The 20,109-nt window shown below is 68.8% G+C and carries 22 protein-coding genes; 4 read left to right on the plus strand and 18 right to left on the minus strand.

What is annotated here, in order from left to right; genetic code table 11:
• Window positions 1-8: 8 nt before the first annotated feature.
• The 3 genes from fliL to PQB87_RS00355 all read right to left on the minus strand — a co-directional run bounded on the left by fliL (window position 9) and on the right by PQB87_RS00355 (window position 1,958).
• On the minus strand, window positions 9-545 hold the full coding sequence (gene fliL / locus PQB87_RS00345; RefSeq protein WP_049097223.1) for a flagellar basal body-associated protein FliL: 537 nt from the start codon (window positions 543-545) through the stop codon (window positions 9-11).
• A 200-nt stretch (window positions 546-745) separates the two neighbouring features.
• Complete coding sequence (locus PQB87_RS00350; RefSeq protein ID WP_048024005.1) at window positions 746-1,468, minus strand: LrgB family protein; 723 nt, start codon at window positions 1,466-1,468, stop codon at window positions 746-748.
• A 13-nt stretch (window positions 1,469-1,481) separates the two neighbouring features.
• Window positions 1,482-1,958, minus strand: coding sequence for a CidA/LrgA family protein (locus PQB87_RS00355; protein WP_021162231.1), 477 nt, complete (start codon window positions 1,956-1,958; stop codon window positions 1,482-1,484).
• A gap of 140 nt (window positions 1,959-2,098) precedes the next feature.
• On the opposite strand from PQB87_RS00355, the gene PQB87_RS00360 reads away from it, so the two are divergent.
• Complete coding sequence (locus PQB87_RS00360; protein ID WP_027788749.1) at window positions 2,099-3,025, plus strand: LysR family transcriptional regulator; 927 nt, start codon at window positions 2,099-2,101, stop codon at window positions 3,023-3,025.
• A 23-nt stretch (window positions 3,026-3,048) separates the two neighbouring features.
• Here the strand turns inward: PQB87_RS00360 and PQB87_RS00365 are convergent, their stop codons facing one another.
• The 4 genes from PQB87_RS00365 to PQB87_RS00380 all read right to left on the minus strand — a co-directional run bounded on the left by PQB87_RS00365 (window position 3,049) and on the right by PQB87_RS00380 (window position 6,011).
• Window positions 3,049-3,435, minus strand: a complete 387-nt coding sequence (locus PQB87_RS00365; RefSeq protein WP_233345600.1) for a type II toxin-antitoxin system VapC family toxin — start codon at window positions 3,433-3,435, stop codon at window positions 3,049-3,051.
• Window positions 3,432-3,680, minus strand: a complete 249-nt coding sequence (locus tag PQB87_RS00370; RefSeq protein WP_321898983.1) for a type II toxin-antitoxin system Phd/YefM family antitoxin — start codon at window positions 3,678-3,680, stop codon at window positions 3,432-3,434. Before PQB87_RS00370 ends, PQB87_RS00365 begins: the two co-directional genes overlap by 4 nt.
• A 98-nt stretch (window positions 3,681-3,778) precedes the next feature.
• Window positions 3,779-5,341 (minus strand): DHA2 family efflux MFS transporter permease subunit, encoded by a 1,563-nt coding sequence (locus tag PQB87_RS00375; protein WP_021162228.1) that lies wholly within the window; start codon window positions 5,339-5,341, stop codon window positions 3,779-3,781.
• Between the two features lie 178 nt (window positions 5,342-5,519).
• A complete protein-coding gene (locus PQB87_RS00380) occupies window positions 5,520-6,011 on the minus strand; it encodes a MarR family winged helix-turn-helix transcriptional regulator (RefSeq protein ID WP_059687928.1) in 492 nt (163 codons plus the stop codon).
• A gap of 174 nt (window positions 6,012-6,185) precedes the next feature.
• On the opposite strand from PQB87_RS00380, the gene PQB87_RS00385 reads away from it, so the two are divergent.
• Both PQB87_RS00385 and PQB87_RS00390 read left to right on the plus strand, forming a co-directional pair.
• Window positions 6,186-6,470 carry a multidrug ABC transporter ATPase gene (locus PQB87_RS00385; RefSeq protein ID WP_081064836.1) on the plus strand — a complete coding sequence of 95 codons (285 nt, stop codon included), beginning with the start codon at window positions 6,186-6,188 and terminating at the stop codon, window positions 6,468-6,470.
• A 285-nt stretch (window positions 6,471-6,755) separates the two neighbouring features.
• The gene (locus tag PQB87_RS00390; protein WP_489242443.1) at window positions 6,756-8,321 is read left to right on the plus strand and encodes an efflux transporter outer membrane subunit; all 1,566 of its coding nucleotides are present in this window, start codon (window positions 6,756-6,758) and stop codon (window positions 8,319-8,321) included.
• Between the two features lie 22 nt (window positions 8,322-8,343).
• Here PQB87_RS00390 and PQB87_RS00395 read toward each other — a convergent pair whose 3' ends face one another.
• The 8 genes from PQB87_RS00395 to gspG are packed head-to-tail and all read right to left on the minus strand — an operon-like array spanning window position 8,344 to window position 14,353.
• Window positions 8,344-9,132 carry a type II secretion system protein N gene (locus PQB87_RS00395; RefSeq protein WP_489242444.1) on the minus strand — a complete coding sequence of 263 codons (789 nt, stop codon included), beginning with the start codon at window positions 9,130-9,132 and terminating at the stop codon, window positions 8,344-8,346.
• Between the two features lie 31 nt (window positions 9,133-9,163).
• A complete protein-coding gene (locus PQB87_RS00400; RefSeq protein ID WP_111941805.1) occupies window positions 9,164-9,670 on the minus strand; it encodes a type II secretion system protein M in 507 nt (168 codons plus the stop codon).
• Entirely contained in the window at window positions 9,667-11,025 is a 1,359-nt protein-coding gene (gene gspL / locus PQB87_RS00405) for a type II secretion system protein GspL (protein ID WP_153487620.1), read from the minus strand. The genes PQB87_RS00400 and gspL overlap by 4 nt, the downstream gene beginning before the upstream one ends.
• A 26-nt stretch (window positions 11,026-11,051) precedes the next feature.
• On the minus strand, window positions 11,052-12,185 hold the full coding sequence (gene gspK, locus PQB87_RS00410; RefSeq protein WP_059687955.1) for a type II secretion system minor pseudopilin GspK: 1,134 nt from the start codon (window positions 12,183-12,185) through the stop codon (window positions 11,052-11,054).
• 2 nt (window positions 12,186-12,187) lie between these two features.
• Window positions 12,188-12,877: a PulJ/GspJ family protein gene (locus PQB87_RS00415; RefSeq protein WP_080982182.1), complete on the minus strand. Its 690-nt coding sequence runs from the start codon at window positions 12,875-12,877 to the stop codon at window positions 12,188-12,190.
• Entirely contained in the window at window positions 12,855-13,289 is a 435-nt protein-coding gene (gspI, locus tag PQB87_RS00420) for a type II secretion system minor pseudopilin GspI (RefSeq protein WP_027788740.1), read from the minus strand. The genes PQB87_RS00415 and gspI overlap by 23 nt, the downstream gene beginning before the upstream one ends.
• A 2-nt stretch (window positions 13,290-13,291) precedes the next feature.
• Window positions 13,292-13,861 carry a GspH/FimT family pseudopilin gene (locus PQB87_RS00425; protein ID WP_060062249.1) on the minus strand — a complete coding sequence of 190 codons (570 nt, stop codon included), beginning with the start codon at window positions 13,859-13,861 and terminating at the stop codon, window positions 13,292-13,294.
• 39 nt (window positions 13,862-13,900) lie between these two features.
• A complete protein-coding gene (gene gspG / locus PQB87_RS00430; protein WP_011350483.1) occupies window positions 13,901-14,353 on the minus strand; it encodes a type II secretion system major pseudopilin GspG in 453 nt (150 codons plus the stop codon).
• A 175-nt stretch (window positions 14,354-14,528) separates the two neighbouring features.
• Between gspG and PQB87_RS00435 the strand changes: the two genes are divergently transcribed.
• The gene (locus PQB87_RS00435; RefSeq protein ID WP_027788737.1) at window positions 14,529-14,939 is read left to right on the plus strand and encodes a type II secretion system protein N; all 411 of its coding nucleotides are present in this window, start codon (window positions 14,529-14,531) and stop codon (window positions 14,937-14,939) included.
• Window positions 14,940-14,969: 30 nt separating this feature from the next.
• Here PQB87_RS00435 and gspF read toward each other — a convergent pair whose 3' ends face one another.
• The 3 genes from gspF to gspD are packed head-to-tail and all read right to left on the minus strand — an operon-like array spanning window position 14,970 to window position 20,033.
• Window positions 14,970-16,187: a type II secretion system inner membrane protein GspF gene (gspF, locus tag PQB87_RS00440; RefSeq protein WP_021160406.1), complete on the minus strand. Its 1,218-nt coding sequence runs from the start codon at window positions 16,185-16,187 to the stop codon at window positions 14,970-14,972.
• Window positions 16,188-16,191: 4 nt separating this feature from the next.
• On the minus strand, window positions 16,192-17,691 hold the full coding sequence (gspE, locus tag PQB87_RS00445) for a type II secretion system ATPase GspE (protein ID WP_489242445.1): 1,500 nt from the start codon (window positions 17,689-17,691) through the stop codon (window positions 16,192-16,194).
• On the minus strand, window positions 17,688-20,033 hold the full coding sequence (gene gspD, locus PQB87_RS00450; RefSeq protein WP_489242446.1) for a type II secretion system secretin GspD: 2,346 nt from the start codon (window positions 20,031-20,033) through the stop codon (window positions 17,688-17,690). The genes gspE and gspD overlap by 4 nt, the downstream gene beginning before the upstream one ends.
• Window positions 20,034-20,109 lie beyond the last annotated feature (76 nt).

Genomic DNA, 20,109 nt, shown 5'->3' on the forward strand with positions numbered 1-20,109 from the left:
CGGCCGCGTTACTGGACGACGAATTCGGTGAACAGCACGTCGTCGACCTTCGCGCGCTGGTTGCCCGGCTGCGTCGGCTGTTCGATCAGTTCCCGCAGTTCCTTCGCGAGCGAACGTTTGCCGTCCGGCGTCGCCAGATCCTCGGGATGCTTGTTCGACAGCGCGAGCAGGATCCGGCTGCGGATCTCCGGCATCCGCGCGGTCAGTTGCTCCTGCGCCTTCGGGTCGGTGAGCTTCAGCGACAGGCCGACACGCAGGTAGTGCTGCGCGCCGTCGTCGGACTGCAGGTTCACGGTCAGCGGGTCGAGCGGGAAGAACACGGGCGCGGCGAGGGGCGCCGGCTCGGCGGGCGCGCTCGCATGGCCGACGCCTTCCTTGCTCAGGAACACGTACATGCCGCCGGCTGCGGCGGCCGCCGCGCCCAGCGCGATGACGGCGATGAGCGCGATGCGCTTGAACTTGCCGGACGAAGCCGGCTTGTCGGCGGTCGGGTTTGCGGTCGTGGAGGCCATGTGGATGCGTGCGTGATGTCTCGTAGCATGCATTGTTCGGCATCCGGGCCGAGCCTGATGGGCGGAAAAGAGGGGGGATTTGCGGCTATCTCAGCCGATTGTCGGCCGGCGCGGCTCGATGCAGGGCAGGAACGGCGGGGGAAACCGGCCGGGGGCGGCGGGCCGGCGCTCCGTCAGGCGGGAAAGGCGAGGAGCGGTGGGGAGGGCGAGCCGTGGCGCCCGCCCGGACAACGTCAGATCGGCAACAGCGACAGCAGCGGCGCGATCAGCACCATCGCGACGCCCGCGATCATCATCGTGAGGCTCGACACGACGCCTTCCTCGCTGCCGATCTCGCGCGCCTTCGCGGTGCCCACGCCGTGGGCGGCCGCGCCGAACAGCGCACCGCGCGCGAGCCGCGTGCGCATCGGCACCAGCGCGAGCACGATCTCGCCGAGCAGCATCCCGCAGATGCCGGTCGCGATCACGAAGAGGGCGGTGAGGTCCTTCGGCGCATGGATCTTGTCGGAGACGGCGAGCGCGAACGGGGTCGAGACCGAGCGCGTCATCAGCGAGCGCTGCAGCTCGGGCGACAGGTGCAGCAGCTTCGCGAGCAGCAGCGAGCCGCACACGCCCGCGCCGATCCCGACCGCGACGCCGACCGACAGCGACAGCCAGTGGCGGCGGATCAGGTCGCGATAGTCGTAGATCGGCACCGCGAACGCGATCGTCGCCGGGCCGAGCAGCCACATCAGCCAGCGCGTGTCGCGGAAGTAGACCGAATACGGGATGCCGGTCAGCAGCACGAGCAGCACCAGCACGCCCGGCACGAACACGAGCGGCGAGAACAGCAGCGTCTTCCTGTACGCGTAGAGCCGCTTCGACGCGAAATACAGCGCGACCGTCAGCACGAAGCAGCCGACGGAGATCGCGGTATTCACCTGGTCGGCGGACAGGCTCGACAGCAGCGGCAACATGGCAGGCTCCGGCTCAGTGGGCGGACACGGTGGCGAGGCGCGCGCGGCGGCGTTCGGCGAACACGCGCTGCGCGGCGAGCCGGCGCTCGAGCTTTGCGGCGAGGTCGACCGCGACGGCCACCGCGACCATCACGAACGCGGTGCCGGCGAGCATCACCAGCGCGATGCGCCAGCCGTCCTCGCGGAACAACCCGCCGTACTGCACGGCCGCGACGGCGGCCGGCACGAAGAACAGCAGCATGTCGGACAGCAGCCAGTTCGCGCCGTCCTTGACCCACGCGGGCGCGACGCGGCCCGAGAACAGCAGCACGAGGAGCACCGCGAGGCCGATCACGCCGGACGGAATCGGCAGCCCGATCCTGCGCACGGCCCAGTCGACCGCCATCCACAGCACGCCGAGCGCGGCGGCCTGCAGCACGATCCGGCCCGTGTGCGCAATGCTGCCCGAAGCGGCGGGGCGGGCGGCGGCAGTAGCGGTCGGCTTGGTCATGGCGGGCTCCATACAGATATTGCGTTGATGGGAGGAGTATAGGGTTTCCCCTAACCATAAATAAAATGACTTGTCTCTATCCTTATCATTCCAATTCGGAATTCTGATTGTGTTTGTTGCACCAATCTGGGGAGTGATCGATGGAATTGCGCGCACTGCGGTACTTCGTCGAGGTGGTTCGCCAGCAGAGCTTCACGGCGGCCGCCGACAGGCTGTTCGTGACCCAGCCGACCATCAGCAAGATGGTGAAGGCGCTCGAGGACGAGATCGGTTCGCCGCTGCTGCTGCGGGACGGTCGGCAGATGGTGCTGACCGACGCGGGGCGGATCGTGTTCCAGCGCGGCCAGGACGTGCTCGCCGCACAGGCGCAGCTGCAGTCGGAGCTGAACGATCTCGGCACGCTCGGGCGCGGCGAGCTGACGATCGGCATCCCGCCGCTCGGCGGCTCACTGTTCACGCCGATCATCGCCGCGTACAAGCAGCGCTACCCGAACATCGAGCTGAAGCTGTTCGAGCAGGGCGCGCGGATGATCGAGGCCGCGCTGACGTCGGGCGAACTGGAACTCGGCGGGCTGCTGGAGCCGGTGGATCCCGGCACCTTCGAGCGGCTGCCGATGGTGCGCGCGCCGTTGTGGCTCGTCGCGCCGCGCGAGTCGCGCTGGGAGGATCACGCGGCCGTGCCGCTCGCGGATCTCGCGCGCGAGTCGTTCGTGTTCTACGCGGAAAGCCTCGCGCTGCACGACGCGGTGCTGGACGCGTGCCGGCAGGCCGGCTTCACGCCGTCGATCGTGAGCCGCAGCGGCCACTGGGATTTCATGGCCGCGCTCGTGCATGCGGGGGTCGGCATCGCGCTGCTGCCCGAGCCGTACTGCCGGCGGCTCGACGCGGGCCAGTTCACGTGCCGGCCGATCGTCGAGCCGGAGATCACGTGGGCGATCGCGCTCGGCTGGCTGAAGAAGGGGTATCTGTCGCACGCGGCGCGCGCGTGGCTCGACGTCGCGCGGGCGACGCTGCCCATCGCGCCCGGCGACGATCTGGCGTTCGGCGGGTTGCGGGCGAGGGCGTGACGGCCGGGCGATGCCCGGCGCACTCAGACGTGCCTGATCGGGCCCGGATAGCAGGCGATGGTAGGGTTGTGCGTAAACAGCGTAATGCCTTCCGAGATCGCCTGCGCGACCAGGAGACGGTCAAACGGATCTCGATGGATCGACGGCAGTTGTTCGACTGCAAGTGCATGTGCGCTCGTAATCGGCAATTCCACGTAGCCGACATCGAGGAGATTGCGACGGAGCACGTTTGGGTCCACCTGGAAATCGTCGCGATCCAGGCCACGCTTGATGACGATCTCCCAGAGGCTCGCGACGCTGAAAAGCGGTGTACAGGCGGGATCCTCGATGAACGCACCGGCGCGGGCGGGCAGTTCGGCCGCACCGGCTGCCGCCCAAAGAAGCAGGCGTGTATCGAGCAGCAACTTCATGCGTCACCCTCGAACAGCTTGCCGATTTCGTCGCTCCCCATCGTGTCGAAATCGTCCGGAACACGGATCTGCCCCTTCATGAAGCCGATCCGGCTCGGCCGGACGGGATCCGGCGTATCGATCGGCACCACCTTGACGAGCGGCTTGCCCGCTTTCGCGATCACGAACGGTTCGCCGGCATGAACGGCTTCGTCGATCAAACGCGACAGGTTCGTCTTCGCGTCATGCATGTCGTAGGTGTGCATCGCATCCCCCAATTGAACCAAGTTCAAATATTTTGTTGGCTTAGTTCAATCAAGCAAATCAAGCAAGGCCAGCCCCTCCGCCGACAGCCCCATCGATTTCAATGCCCCATCGCCGGCCCCGCCCCCTTCCTCGGCTTCGTGATCCACACGAGCGCCGCGAGTGCGCCGAACATGAAGGCCGACAGCAGGAAGAAGTCGTTGGTCGCCATCATGAAGCCCTGCTGCGTGACGAGCTGGTTGAGCTGCGCGTTGGCCGTCTGGCCGACGATGCCGAGCTGCGACAGCGCGCCCTGGTAGTCGGTCGTGCTCTGCGCATACACGCTCACCGATTCCGACAGCCGCGCGTGGTGGTAGATCGCGTCGTTCTCCCAGAACGTCGAGCTGGCCGCGGTGCCGATCGCGCCCGACAGCGTGCGCAGGAAGTTCGACAGCCCCGACGCGCTCGCGAGCCGCTCGTCGGAGATGCTCGACAGCGTGATCGTCGTCATCGGCACGAAGAAGCACGCCACGCCGATCCCCTGCACGAGACGCGGCAGGATCACATGGTTGAACGGCACGTCGAGCGTAAACGTCGAGTTCCAGATCGACACGCCGGCGAACACGATGAACGCGAAGCTCGCGACCATCCGCAGGTCGAGCCGGTGCATGTTGCGGCCGATCAGCGGCGACAGCACGAGCGCGAGCAGCCCGACCGGCGCGGTCGCGAGGCCGGCCTTGCCCGCCGTGTAGCCCATCACCGTCTGCAGCCACAGCGGGAAGATCACGACCGAGCCGAAGAACGCCATGAAGCCGAACGAGATGATCATCGCGCCGAGCGCGAAGTTGCGGTCCTTGAAGAGCGACAGGTCGACCACCGGCTCCTTCTCGGTCGCCTCCCACACGAGCATGAACGCGAGCGACACGACCGCGATCAGCGCGAGCGCGACGATGAACGTCGAGTTGAACCAGTCGCGGTCCTTGCCGAGGTCGAGCATCATCTGCAGGCACGACACGCCGATCACGAGCAGCGCGAGGCCGATCGCGTCGATCCGCTGCTTCGTCGTCTTCGTCTCGCGGCCGCGCAGCAGGAAATACGCGCAGGTCGCCGAGAAGATGCCGATCGGCAGGTTGATGTAGAAGATCCACGGCCACGTGTAGTTGTCGCTGATCCAGCCGCCCAGCAGCGGGCCGAAGATCGGCGCAACGATCACCGTCATCGCCCATAACCCGAGTGCGAGCCCGCGCTTCGCGGGCGGGTAGCTGCGCATCAGGATCGTCTGCGACAGCGGCACCATCGGCCCCGACACGAGGCCCTGCAGCAGCCGGAACGCGATCAACGTCTCGAAGTTGGTCGCGAGGCCGCACAGCGCCGACGCGATCGTGAACGCGAGCACCGACAGCGTGAACAGCCGCACCTCCCCGACGCGCCGCGCGAGCCAGCCGGTAAGCGGCACCGCGATCGCGGACGCGACCGAGTACGACGAGATCACCCAGGTGCCTTCGCTCGTCGCGACGCCGAGGCTGCCCGAGATGGTCGGCACCGCGACGTTCGCGATCGACGTGTCGAGCACTTCCATGAAGGTGCCGAGCGCCAGCCCGACGGTGAGCAGCGCGAGTGCGCCGCCGGACAGCGGCGCGGGTTCGGCGGCGGGGGAGGCGGCGGATGCCGTGGTGGCGGACATCGAAATCTCCTAGACGCGGCGCGCGCGACGCGCCGGCACAACGCACGGGTGTGCGCCGCAGCGCAGCCCGGCCGGGTGGAACGGATAAAGGAAAAAGGGGAGCGCGTGCCCTGTCATCTTCTGCCCAGACAGATAAATAAGCGAACGCTTAACCTAGACATGGGGGCCTCCGCGCACATCAGCAGTCCGCTTCGTCGTCGGGTTTCGGGCAGCCGGCCGTGCCGGGCCCGTTGGCGATGAAGCGTTGCAGCAGGCCGGTGAGCGTCGCAAGCTCGTCGGCCGAGAAACCGTCGAGCTGCGCGTTGAGCGCGGTCGCGATCAGCGACGGCAGCGCACAGGCGGCTTCGGCGCCGCGTTCGGTCAGCGTCAGCTCGATCATCCGGCGGTCCTGCTCGCTGCGCGAGCGGGCAATCAGCCCCTTGCGTTCGAGCCGGTCGAGCATTCGGGTCATCGAGCCGCTGTCGTACGACATCTTGCGGGACAACTCGAACGGTGTACGCGCATAACCACGTGCCAGCAGCAGGATCACGCCGATCTGCTGCGCGGTGAGGTCGAGCGGCTCGAGCGCGCGATCCATCCGCTCGACGAGCGCCTGCTTCGCCTTCGACAGGTAATAGCCGAGGCTCGTTTCCAGCGTGATGTTCTCGGGATCGTAGAGGCCGCCGGTCATGCGATTGCGCGCGCAGCAATAGTGCGTTTCGGATTTGGACGCGCCCAGTATCTTGAAAATTGATTGCTTAGTCAATATTATTCGAGACTACCAGTTACGACGTGCATGTTGCACTGCCGGAGACTATGTTCTGACCGATTCGCCCGCGCTGCCGGGCACCCGAGGATGTTCGCGATGCTGTTCCTGAAAAATGCCGCCGGCGCGCTGCGCCGCAACCTGACCGATACCGCTCACCATGTGTTTTCCGGGCCGCACCGCGGCTGGAAGATCGCGCTGTACGTGACGATGCTGGTGTTGCCGGGCGGTTCGCTCGCGGCGCTCGGGGTGGCATGGTTCGATCATCGCCGGCAGCGCAACGCGAAAGACGGTGCGCGCCGCACGGGCCAGCCGGCCGCGACGGAGCCGTCGACATGGCGGCCCGCCGCCGAACCGCTCCCGCTGCCCGCGCGCTGTCACTGACGGCGCGCGCCTTCCGCCTGCCTTCCTGACTGTTTCGTCCGGGTTCAGTCCCGAACCCCGGCGGTGCCCCGCACGGCCGGCACCGCCAGCCCGTCTTCCGGCCAGCGAGCCGTAATGGCCGGTAAACCGGCCGCTCGCGCCGGTAACACATTCCTGTCGCCGCGCACCGTACCCTTTGGGCTGCGCAGCTATCCCGCCGTCAGTTACCATTTGTCCGCCAGCGGCACGACGACCGCATCGCGCGACGCCGCTCGCCGGACGTCGCGCCCAGACAGGAAAATCACCATGCCGTACGCCTCCCTCCCGCGCGCCCTTCGCCCGCTGAGCGTCGCCGTCGCGACGGCCGTGCTGCTCGCCGGCTGCGCCGTCGGGCCCGACTATCACCGGCCCGACACGTCGATCCCCGCCGCATACAAGGAAGCGCCGGCCGGCTGGAAGGTCGCTCAACCCGCCGACCGCACCGATCGCGGCCCGTGGTGGACGGTCTACAACGATCCGCAGCTCGACGCGCTGATCGGCAAGCTCAACGCATCGAACCAGACCATCGCGCAATCGGCGGCCGCTTACCGGCAGGCGCGCGCGCTCGTCACCGAGGCGCGTGCCGCGTATTTCCCGACCGTCGGGCTGACCGCGTCGGGCTCGCGCGCCCGCACGCCGCGCACGTCGGTGTCGTCGGGTTCGTCGTCGGGTTTCGGCATCGGTTCGTCCGGTTCGATCAACAACAGCTACAGCGTCGGCCTCGACGCGAGCTGGGAACCCGACCTGTGGGGCAAGGTGAGCCGTACCGTCAGCGCGCAGCGCGCCGGCGAAGCGGCGGCCGCGGCCGATCTCGCGAACGCGCGGCTGTCGCAGCAGGCGCTGCTCGCGCAAACCTATTACCAGTTGCGCACGTCCGATGCGCTGCAGAAGCTGCTCGACGACACCGTGAAGTCGTACCAGCGGTCGCTGACGCTCACGCAGAACCAGTACGCGCAGGGCGTCGCCGCGCGCGCGGACGTGATCCAGGCGCAGACGCAGCTGCAGAGCGCGCAGGCGGCGTCGATCGACAATGGCGTCGCACGCGCGCAGTACGAGCATGCGATCGCGACGCTGATCGGCGAACCGGCGTCGACCTTCTCGCTGCCGCCGAATCCGCTCGCGGCCGAGCCACCGATCACGCCGGTCGACGTACCGTCCGCGATCCTCGAACGCCGGCCCGACATCGCGGCAGCCGAGCGCCGTGCGGCGGCCGCGAACGAGCAGATCGGCGTCGCGATCTCGGCGTTCTTCCCGACTCTCACGCTGTCGGCCACCGGCGGTTTCCAGAGCTCGGTGTGGTCGCAGCTGTTCACGCTGCCGGCCCGTTTCTGGACGGTCGGCCCGCAGCTCGCGGCCACGCTGTTCGACGCAGGGCTGCGCGCCGCGCAGACCGACGCCGCGCGTGCAACCTACGACCAGGACGTCGCCGCGTACCGCCTCGCGGTGCTTACCGCATTCCAGGACGTCGAGGACAACCTCGCGTCGCAACGCATCCTCGCGCAGGAAATCGACGTGCAGCGGCAGGCCGTCGACAGCGCCGAGCACGCGCTCGCGATCGTCACGAACCAGTACAAGGCCGGCACGGTCGCCTACCTGAACGTGCTGACCGCGCAGACCACCGCGTTCACCGCGCAGCAGAAGCTCGCGACGATCGCCGGCCAGCGGATGGTGTCGTCGGTCGGGCTCGTGAAGGCGCTCGGCGGCGGGTGGAACGTCGCGGAGATGGCGCGCGAGAACGGCGACATGGCGGCGCCCGCACCCGTGCCGGCGTCCGGTGCGGCCGCGCCGGCGGCCTCGGCACCGTCGGCCACCGCGCCGCTCGCGCAGAAGTAGGAAGGAAAGGGCGACGCGCGCGTCAGCGCTGCGCGTCGCCGAAGATCAGCGAAACCTCGTTGTTCCCGATCGGATGACCGAGCAGGTTCAGCAGCCCGGCGAGGTTCGCCTGCTGCTCGGGCGCCGAATGCGCGGTGCCGCGGAACGATCCCTGGCCGGGGCCGAAGTTGCCGTGCCCGTCGAGGAACAGCGGGCCCTGCGTCGTCGACAGGTCGAGATCGGCGCCCGCGCCCTTCGCCTGCAATACCGCGCGGTACGAACCGAGCGGCTTCACGCGCGAGATGCGCGAACTCATCGAGTCGATGGTCACCGTCAGCTGGCCGAACGCGTTGTTGCCGATCAGGCGCCAGTCGCTCCAGCCGAGCCGCACGTCGCCTTGCAGGTCGAGCGTGTTGAACGGCGTGCCGAGCCCCGCGAGCAGCGACGCCGGCACGGCCATCGTGCCCGCCGACAGCACCGCGCCGCGCCACGTCGCATCGAGCGTGACCGCATCCGGCATCGCCTCGGTCTGCCGCATGCGCATCTGCACGCGTCCTGTCAGGAGCGGCCAGAAGCCCGTGGTCCATTCGACCCGGCCCGGCAGCAGCGTCGCCGCGCTCTGGTCGGCCCCCGGCGCGAGCATCAGCGTGCCCGAACCGTGCCACAGCGACCCGTCCGGATCGACGAGATTCACGTGCCCGCCGGTCGCGCGCGCGAACTGCGGCGCGATCCACGCGGCCGGCGCGAGCGCGACGAGCGTCATCGCCGTCGCCAGCCCGCCCGCCAGTACCCACGGCAATGCGGTGGCGAGCCGCTTCATCCCCGGCCTCATCGGCCGACCGCCACTTGCGTCATCCACTGCGTCATTTCTGCGTCGACGGTTGCATCACGGCCGTCAGGTCGACCTGGCCGTCGTCCTTCAGCGCAGTGGCATGCGCCTCGCCGACCTGCACCTTGAACTGCCGGCGCGCATCGTCGAGCCACTGCGTCCACGCCGGGAACGACACGTTCTTCATCTGGACCTGCACGCCGTTGCCGACGATCTGTACCTGCGCACCCTGCATCCCGTGATCGGACAGCGAAGCGGTCAGCGCGTCCTTCAGCGCGAGGCCGGTCGGTGCCACGCCTTGCGCGGCGGCCGCCAGCGACTTCGCCTCGTTCGCCTGCGCGGTCATCTGCGCAAGCTCGCGGCGCATCGTCGGCAGTTCGCGCTGGATCCGCGCGCGGCCTTCCTGCGCGGGCGACCACAGCACCGAATACGCGATCGCGACCGCCAGCACGGCGCCGCCCCAGCCGAGCAGCATTTTTTCGCGCGGCGAGCGCTCGCCCCAGAACTGGGCCAGCGTCTGGTTCAGTTGTTCCGTCTTCATGAGCGGCTCCGGATCGTCCATTTGCCCGTGTTGCTGTCGACTTCGCCGGACAGTCCGTTACGCGCGAGGCGCTGCGTGAAATCGGGATCGACCTTGACCTCCGGCTTGAAGCCGACGTCGAGCCGCCGGTCGTGATAGTCGAGCGACGCGATGCCGTTCAACGGCAGCGCACCCATCGATCGCGACAGCCCGCTCGACAGCGCGAGGAAATCGTTCGGCGACAGCTCGCCGGCCGCCACGCGCAACTGGTCGAGCTGCCGCTGCATCTGCGCGGGCGGATCGAGCACCGTCGTCGTCTTCGGGAATGCGGACAGCAGCGTCTCGGTGATCTGCGCCGACAGCGCATCGCGCTCGCGCGACAGCTTCCACCAGTGCAGGTTCATCCCGATCACCGCCACGCCGAGCGTCGCCGCGGCCAGTGCGAGCGGCACGCGCAGGCGCTTCACCGTCGCGCGGTCGAAGCGCCACGGCTGCGATTCGAATTCGAACTGGCACAGGTCGAACTTCTCGGTCAGCGCGCGCCGCGCGAATGCGTCGAACGACAGCGGCGCGGCACCCGGCAGCAGCGGGCCGTCGGCGCGGCCGACCGACGCGAGCCGCGGCTCCGCGCCCGGCTCGCCGAGTTCGTACAGTTCGACGTCGCCGCCGCCCGCGAGCGCGGCCAGCGTGCCGGCCGCGCGCGACGCGGGCGCCGCGAAGCCTTCGCCGAGCACACCGCGCGCGACCGCGAGTTCGAGGCGCGGCGCACCGGCCGCGGCCGGCAGCGCGCCGGCCTCGACGAGCACCGGTTCGACCGCCGTCGCGAGGCCGAGCACCGCGGCCACCGTCGCCGGGCGGGCCGGCGGCGTGTCGACGGCGTCCGCGGCAACCGCCGCGACATCGACCTCGCCGTCGGCCGGCGCGGCGGGTGCGTGCGGCGCCGGCAGGCAGCGTGTCGCGGGCACCGCGCTCAGATGCCGGTGGCCGGCCGCCGTGAACGCTTCGCAGATCGTGCGGAACCACGCGCGATCGACGACGGCCAGCACGCGGCGCCCGTCGGGCAGCGCATCCGGATCGAGCGCGATGTGACAGCCGAGCGGATCCTGGATCAGCTGATCCTCGACGATGTTGGGCAGCGCCTGGCGCAGCTTCGGACCCTTGAGCGGCGGCACGGTCGCGGCCAGCAGCAGCACGTCGCGCGCGGCGACGATCAGCACCGTCGCATTCGCGCGCGGCAGCAGCGCCAGCGCGGCGCGGCCGGCGCGCTGCACGTGGCCGGCCTTGTCGACGAGCGTGAACGGCAGCTCGGGCCACTGCCATTCCTGCAACGGCACGGCAGGCTCGCGCGGCGGCAAAGAAACAATCAACGTGCTCACAAGAGCTCCTCTCCCGAATGGCGTCGTTATAGCTGGTCGCGAATGCGCACGACCCGTGTCGAGTGCGTGGTCGGATCACGATACACGAGCGAGGTGCGATCCACCTCCGCGCGTTCGTGCTGGATCCGGCCATGCACGATGAAATAGCTCGAATTGACGTCGACGAGGCTCGAGTCGAGCGTCACGTTCGGCGGCGCACCGGCGCCGCGCAGCGCGAGCTGCACATCGGCGACGTTGCGGAAAAACACGGTCTCGCGGCGCGACACGAGCGCCTGCGCGGACGACACGCTCATCCCCGGGATCAGTGCCGCGATCACCTCGGCCGGCGCGGTGTTCATGTTCACGGGCGTCGTGGTCGGCAGCACGGTGACGAACGGGCGCAGCCGCGCGACCATCTCGGGCGTCACGCCGTCGACGTCGAGCAGGCTGTCGACACCCGTCATCATCAGCGGCGCGGGCCCGCGGTCGCCGCCCGTCATGCCGGGATCGTCGGTGAAGCCGCCGCCGCCCTGCTGATCGGTCGCCACCGGCGCGGTGACCGGCGGCGCCGTGCCGCCGCCCGGCAGCGTGGGCATCTGGAAACGCGTCGCCGAATGCAGCAGGCCCGCGCGCACCTGCAGCGCGACGCGTTTCGCGAACGCGCCGTCGTAGCCGAGTGTCGTCAGCAGGCGCTGGAACGCCTGGACCTGCGTGACGTTCAACTGCAGCACGCCGGGCGCCGGCGACGCCACGAGGTTGCGCAGGTTGAACTTCGCCTGGGCGTCCTCGATCGAGCCGGAGATATAGGTGTCTTCGCCGCCGGTGTCGTTGGGCGCGCCGATCCGCCCGAGGAAGTCCGACAGTTTCGTCTTCGCGATCGGCACGCCCCAGATGCCGCCGAGGTACGTGATGCCGGGCGCCGTATCGCCTTCGGAGCGCAGGATCATCCGCGTCCAGTCGAGCGCGCCGCGCGCGACCCACTGCGCCTGCGCGATCTCGCGCTGGTTCTCGATGCGGCGGATCTGCACCTGCTGGCGCCACAGCATCCCCGAGACGAGGATCGCCGACAGCGCGACGACGAGCAGCGCGGTGATGATCGCCGCGCCGCGCTGGCGGCCGCGTGCCCGTGCGTGACCGGCAGCACGGGCGGCAGGCAATGAACGGGGAGGGCGCGCGCGCATCGTCATTCCCCGACGAGGAAGATGCGCGTGACCGGCACGCGCAGCGACGTCGCACCGATGCTGACCTGCAGCCCCGTCACCGCGCGCGTCGGCGGCGCATTGCCGAGCTGCGGCACCTTGAGCGCATCGTTGTTCTGCGCGAGCGCGTCGTCGGCCGTCTGCAGGTTGGTGGTCCAGCCCACGCGCGGCACGTACAGCTTCGCGTCGATCGCGCCGACGCCGCCCATCAGCGCGACCCAGCTCCAGCCTTCGACGCTGCTGTCCTTCAGCATGCCGCGCAGCCGGTTCGCGTCGTCGATCGGCGGCGACGCGTAGCGCACGACCCGCCCGCCGGCGATCCGGTAACGGACCACCTGCAGCCGCGGCGCGACGCCCGGCACCTCGAGTTCGCGGACGATCTGCAGCGTGTTGCCGGCGACGCCGATCGCCGGCTGGCCGGCTTCGTCGTCGGTCGCGGCGAGCCGCGCGTCGATGCGCATCTGGTCGAACATCTGCGCGAACACGCGTTCGTCTTCCATCGCGGCCGCGACCTTGTCGCGACCGCGCATGATCTGGTCGAGCCCGCGCCACGCGAGGATCGCGACCACCGCGAGGATCGCGATCGCGATCATCAGCTCGATCAGCGTGAAGCCGCGGGCGGGGCGGGCGAACGGGCGTCGCATCGGCGCGTCAGAGCGGACGGCTGGTTTCATTCGCGACCACCGTCACCATCTGCGCGAGCACGCCGGCCTGCCCGGGCGTGCTCACCGAAATCCGGACGCGCCGGAACACCGGGTTGGGCGTGGTGCTCACGCGCTGCGTGCAGACGAGCTGCACGTTGCCTTGCGAGCAGTCGAAACTCTGCTCGCCGATCTCCGGCCACGCATGCGTGAGCCGCATCTGCGCGAGCGCGTTGTCGGCGCTCCAGCCGGCGAGCAGCCGGCGATGGAGATCGGAGGCGTTGGTCGCCATCGTCCCGACCGCGCGGATCGACGCGGCGAGCGCGACCGCGATGATCGCGAGCGCGACCAGCACCTCGATCATCGTGAAACCGCGCCGCGCATGAAGTCCCGTTGGGGCATGGCGGTGCGATGAAGCAACGGGGAAGGGCAGGCGACGACGCATCGTCATTGCACCTCGTAGCGGCCGTTGCCGGTGCCGACGATCGTCGCGCTGCCGGCGGCCGAATGCAGCGTCACGCGCACCGGCGTGTCGATGCTCTCGGTGCCGAACACGACGCGGCTCGCGCGCGTGTCGGACCCCGGATAGTCGATGTCGGCGCCCGTGACGCCGCCGTCCCAGTCACGCGGGCGCAGCAGGTCGTCGCGCAGCGTGCGCCAGCCGTCGGGCGAGCTCACGTCGAAACGGAAGCCGTGTTCGGTCGGCTGCCACGCGATCGGGCGGGCACGCACCTGCGCCTCGTCGCCGGCGGTCTCGAACAGCAGCGCGATGCGCTGCGCTTCCTCGCGCAGGTCGGTACGCGGATTGCGCGTGAGCGACAGCGACGCGAGCGACACGAGCAGGCCCGCGATCACGAGCACGACCAGCATTTCGAGCAGCGTGAAGCCGCGCGTGCGACGCCGCCGCGCACCGTGCTTCGTCGGCCCGCCGTCGGCACGCGCCGGCACGGACGAAGCCGCGCCGCGACGCACACGGCGGTCGCGACCGCAGCGGGAGGTCGTGCGAATGGCGAGCATGAAGAACGGGAACGAAGCGTCGGGCCGGTCAGTGAGCGCTTATTGCCACGAACCGATGTCGGTATCGTTGCCTTCGCCGCCTTCCTTGCCGTCGGCGCCGTAGCTGAACACGTCGATCTCGCCGTGCACGCCCGGGTTCAGGTACTTGTACCCGTTGCCCCACGGATCGTTCGGCAGGCGCTCAAGATAACCGCCGTCTTTCCAGTTGTTCGGGATCGGATCGGTGGACGGCTTCTGGATCAGTGCGTTCAGGCCCTGATCCTGGGTCGGGTAGCGGCCGTTGTCGAGACGGTACAGCTTGAGCGCCTGCATGATCGTGCCGATGTCCTGTTTCGCGGCGATGCGGCGCGCCTCGTCCGGGCGGCTCATGATCTTCGGCACGATCAGCGCCGCCAGGATCCCGAGGATCGCGACCACCACCATGATCTCGATCAGCGTGAAACCGCGCTGACGACGCACGGCCGCGTTGCGGCGAGTGATCCACGTTTGCATGACTGACTACCTCTTTCCAAAAAATGTCGTTGGTTGGGTGACGCACCCGGTGCACCGGACGATTGCCTGACGGCAACCTTCCGGACCCGCGGGCGCGGAGCACGCATTGTAAGGCGCGCATTGCCGAGGGCTTTCACCCAACGCAAATTTCACATAGATCCGTACAATAGCGCGCATGAACGCGCTCTCGATCCGGATCCTCTCCCTAGCCCTCTTCGCGGGTTTGTGCGCGACGGCCACCTACTGGGTCGTCACGCTGTCAGCCCGTGAAGCGCCGCTGCCCGCCGCCGCCGCGCGGCTGCCGATCCGTACCGAGGACGCCGCGGCGCTCTTCGGCGGTCAGCTCGACAAGAATCCCGTGCAGGACATCCACCTGTTCGGCATCCTCTCGCTCGATCGCGGTGCCGCCGCGATCGTCGGCGTCGGCGGCGAACCGCCGCGCGCCGTGTCGCTCGGTGCGGAGGTCACGCCCGGCGCGAAGCTCGCCGAAGTCCGCCCCCGCTCGATCGTCGTCGACCGCAACGGCGCCCGCGCCGAAATCCAGCTGCCGGCGAACACGCCGTCCCCCGCGATCTACATGCGCTGAACGGTCGCGGCCTGATCGACTGTCGGGCCGTTACTGCACCATGTTGTTCAGCTCGATGATCGGCAGCATCACGGCCAGCACGATCACGAGCACGATGCCGCCCATCGCCAGGATCAGGAGCGGCTCGAGCAGGCTCGTCAGGAACATCGTGCGGCGCTCGAGCTCGCGCGCTTCGCCTTCGGCCGCGCGATCCAGCATCGTCGTCACGTCGCCCGTCGCTTCGCCGGAACGGATCAGGTGCACGAGCACCGGCGGAAACGTCTTCACGTTGTTCAGCGCGCGCGACAGCGCGGAGCCTTCGCGCACGCGCACGATCGCATCGTCGATGTTCGCGCGCATCGCGCGGTTCGACAGCGTCTCGCCGGCCGCCTGCAACGCGCGCAGAATCGGCACGCCCGCCGCGGTGAGGATGCCGAGCGTGCTCGCGAACCGCACCGTGTTGTAGCCGCGCACGAGCTTGCCCGCGAGCGGCGCGGTCAGCACCCAGCGGTCGAAGCGCAGCCGCGGGCCGTCACGCGACAGCGTCGCCTTCACGAACCACACGACGAGCACGACCGCGATCAGGATCGCCCACCACCAGTGCCGCACGAAATCCGACAGCGCCATCATCACGATCGTCAGCACGGGCAGCTGCTGCTTCGTGCTCGCGAACACGTTGACGACCTGGGGCACGACATAGCTCAGCAGGAACGTGACGATGCCGAATGCGATCAGCGTGACGATCCCCGGATACGTGAACGCCAGCAGGATCTTCTGCTTCAGCGCGTTGCTTTGCTCGATGTAGTCGGCGAGGCGCGACAGCACGATGCCGAGCTTGCCGGTGTGCTCGCCGGCCGCGACGAGCGCGCGATAGATTTCGGGGAAGTCGCGCGGATGCTGGCCCAGCGCATTCGCAAGCGAATGGCCGCCCAGCACTTCCGCGCGGATCGCGGCCATCAGTTCGCGGATGTAGTCGCGCTCGGCCTGCTCGGTCAGCACGCCGAGCGCCTCGTCGAGCGGCAGCCCTGCGATCAGCAGGCTCGCGAGCTGGCGCGTGAGGATCGCCTGTTCGCGCTGCGACAGCTTGCGGCCGAACGCGAGCCGCTGCGACCGCGCCCCGCGCGTCGCGCTGGCGGCCGGCTCGACGACGAGCGGCGTCAGCCCCTGCGTGCGCAGCTGGCCGCGCGCGGCACGCGCGCTGTCGGCGTCGATGACGCCCTTCTGCGCGCGTCCCGCCGAATCGATTGCTTCGAAACGGAATGCCGGCATCGCGCTATGCGCCTCCCGTCACGCGCAATACTTCCTCGAGCGACGTCGCGCCGGACGCGAGCCAGCGCTCGGCGTCGTCGCGCAGCGTGCGCATCCCTTCCGCACGACCGGCGGCGAGAATCTCCGCGTCGGCCGCGTTGCGGTGGATCAGCGAGCGGATCGACTCGTCGACCAGCAGCAGTTCGTATACCCCGCGCCGGCCCGCATAACCCGAATGCCCGCACTTGTCGCAGCCGACCGGATGCCACACGGTGCGGCCTTCTTCCTGGCGTTCTTCCTTGCAGACGGGGCAGAGCTGGCGCACGAGCCGCTGCGCGAGCACGCCGAGCAGCGACGACGCGAGCAGGTAGGGTTCGACGCCCATGTCGGTCAGACGCGTGACGGCCGATGCCGCATCGTTCGTGTGCAGCGTCGCGAGCACGAGGTGGCCCGTCAGCGACGCCTGCACCGCGATCTGCGCGGTTTCGAGGTCGCGGATCTCGCCGATCATGATCACGTCCGGATCCTGGCGCAGGATCGAGCGCAGCGCACGGGCAAAGGTCATCCCGATCCGCTCGTTCACCTGCGTCTGGCCGATGCCGCCGAGGTCGTATTCGATCGGGTCCTCGACGGTCATGATGTTGGTCGTCGCGGTTTCGAGCCGCGACATCGACGCATACAGCGTGGTCGTCTTGCCCGAACCGGTCGGGCCCGTGACGAGCACGATGCCGTGCGGGCGCGCGATCAGCTTGTCGAACTGGACGAGCGTGTCGCGGCCCATCCCGAGCGCTTCGAGGTTCAGCCGCTGCGCATCCTTTTCCAGCAGACGCAGCACCGCACGCTCGCCGTGGCCCGTCGGCAGCGTCGACACGCGCACGTCCACCGGCCGGCCGCCGACACGCAGCGTGATGCGGCCGTCCTGCGGCAGGCGCTTCTCCGCGATGTCGAGCTGCGCCATGATCTTGATCCGCGAGATCAGCGCACCGTGCAGCGCCTTCTTCGGCCGCACGACGTCACGCAGCGTGCCGTCGACGCGAAACCGCACGACGGAGGCGTTCTCGAACGGCTCGATGTGGATGTCCGACGCCTGTTCGCGCGCCGCTTGCGTGAGCAGCGCGTTGATCATCCGGATGATCGGCGCATCGTCTTCCGATTCGAGCAGATCCTCGACCTCGGGGATGTCCTGCATCAGCCGCGACAGGTCGACTTCGCCTTCGACCTCGCCGACCACCTGCGCGGCGCTGCCGTCCTGGCGCGCGTACGCGTGGTTGATCGCCTGCGCGAGCTCGTCGGCCGGCACGCGACGCACGGAGATCGAGCCGAAGTTGCGCGCGATCTCCGCGAGCGCGGCATCGCTCGTGCGTTCGCTGATCCACACCTCGAGCGTATCGTCGAGCTGGTGCGCGATCAGCACCTGGCCGCTCTTCGCGAAGCCGTACGGCAGCAGCCGCGCGGCGAGCGGCGACGGCGGCTGGCGTTCGCCCGGCGCGCCGTCGTGGGCGGAAGAGGCGAGCACGTCGCTCACTGCGAGGCTCCCGGCGTGGCGGTCAGCGGCTGTTGCGGCACCGCCTGCTGCGGCACGCTCTGCGGCTGCGCGGGCGTCGCCTCCGGCAACGGCTGGGCCGGCACCGGCACCACCTGGCGCTGCAGCTGCTGGCGACGCATCTTGTCGAGATCGAACAGGTTGCCCGCGGCCGTGCCACCCTGGCTCGGGCCGATCGGCATCGGCGGGACGACCGGATCGTCCTTGTCGCGCATCACGTTGTTGTCCGACTTGTATGCGCCCGTCACGCCCTGGATGTAGTCGTAGCGATTGGCCGTCACTTCCTGCGCGGTACTGCGATCGGAGATGATCACCGGGCGCAGGAATACCATCAGGTTGGTTTTCGAGCGAAGCTTCGTTTCGGAGCGGAACAACTGGCCGATCCACGGGATGTCGCCGAGCAGCGGCACCTTGCTGTTCGACACCTGGTAGTTGTCCTGCATCAGGCCGCCGAGCACGATGATCTCGCCGTTGTCGGCCAGGATCGTCGACTGGATCGAGCGCTTCGTGAAGGTCGGGCCGGTCTGCGCGCTGGTCGTGCCGGCGACCACCGCCGAATCCTCGGTATAGAGCTGCAGCTTGAGGATCCCGCCGTCGGTGATCTGCGGCTTCACGTGCAGCGTCAGGCCGACGTCGCGACGGTCGTAGGTGTTGAACGCGTTGTTCGTGTTGCCGCTCGTCAGGTTCGAATACGAACCCGTCGCGATCGGCACGTTCTGGCCGACGACGATCTTCGCTTCCTCGTTGTCGAGCGTGATCAGGTTCGGTGTCGACAGCACGTTCGCGTCGCTCACGCCCGCGAAATACTGCAGCAATGCGCCGAGCCCCTGCACACCGAACATGTTGTGCAGCCAGCCGATGTTGAGCCCCTGGCTCAGCGCCCCGAGATTGTTGACCAGCCCGCCGCCGGTGATGCCGCCGGCGGCGTTGGCCACGCCGCCCGCCGTCAGGTTGACGATGCTGTTGCCCAGACCGCCAGTGGGGTTCAGGTTCGTGCCGCCGAGAAACTGGCCGCTCGCGACCTGCCACTGGATACCGAGGTTGCCGGACGTATTCGAGTTCAGCTCGACGATCAGCGCCTCGATATAGACCTGCGCGCGCCGCGCGTCGAGCTGGTCGATCACCGAGCGCAGGTTCCGGTACACCGGATCCGACGCGGTGATGATCAGCGAGTTGGTCGCCGCGTCGGCCTGGATCATGCCGCCCGGCTGGTTGTCGTCGCCTTTGTCCTTGTCGCCGCCGAGCAGGCCGGCGCTGCCGAGACCACCGCCGCTGCCCGACGACCCGCCGTACCCCGACGAGGACGACGAACCACCGAGGCCGCCCGACGGCAGCGGCGGGGTGCCCGACGTGCCGGTCGAGAAGTTGCCGCTCGACGACGAGCCGCCGTTCTGGTTGAAGCTGTTCGCATCGTTGGACGATGCCGACGAACCGCTGTCGCTGCCGCTCCCCTTGCCGAGCATGCCGCGCAGCGTCTTCGCCAGCTTCACCGCATCGGCATTGCGCAGCGGCACGACATGCATGTTGCCGGGCACCCCGCTCGGCGCGTCGAGCTGCTGCACGAGCCGCTTCGCGGCCGCGAGGCGCGACGCGCTCGACGCACGCAGCAGCAGCGAGTTGGTGCGCGGGTCGGCCGTGACCGACACCTTCAGCGTCGCGTCGCTGTTGCCGATCGCGCCCGGGTCGAGCATTTTCTGCAGCTGCGCGGCGAGGTCGATCGCGTTCGCGTTGCGCAGCGGAACGACCTGCACCTGCGCGCCCGCGGCGCTGTCGACGCCGGCGATGATCTGCGCGATGCGCCGCACGTTGTCCGCGTAGTCGGTGACGACGATCGTGTTGTTCGCCGGGTAGGCCGTCACCGTGTTGTTCGGCGAGATCAGCGGCCGCAGCACGGGCAGCAGGTTGTTCGCCGATTCGTTGTGCAGCTCGAATACCTGCGTGATCACCTGGTCGCCGCGCGCCTGCGGCGCGTTGCCGACGTAGGTCGGCACGCCCTGCAGCTTCGCGTCGGCCTCGGGCACGACCTTCAGCACGCCGTGATCCTGCACGAGCGCGAAGCCCTGCATCCGCAGCGCCGACTGCAATGTCTTCAGTGCCTGGTCTTCCGGCACCGGCCGTTCGGCCACGAGGTTGAGCTGCCCCTTCACACGGGGGTCGACGATGATGGTCTTGCCGGTTGCGGCGCCGATCGCCTTGGCGACCTGGTCGATATCCGCATTCACGAAGTTGAGCGTGACCTGAGCGTAGGCGGCCTGCGAAACGATGATGCCGGCGACGATCAGGGTCGTGGCGACACGCCGCATAACGAAGCGATTTCTTGTCATGGATGAATGGGTCGATGCCGGCTCAGGCCACTTCCGGCGGTAGTGCTGGGATCCAAGTCCTAAAGAGGCGACATTA

The organism is Burkholderia sp. KL41 (assembly GCF_057005415.2).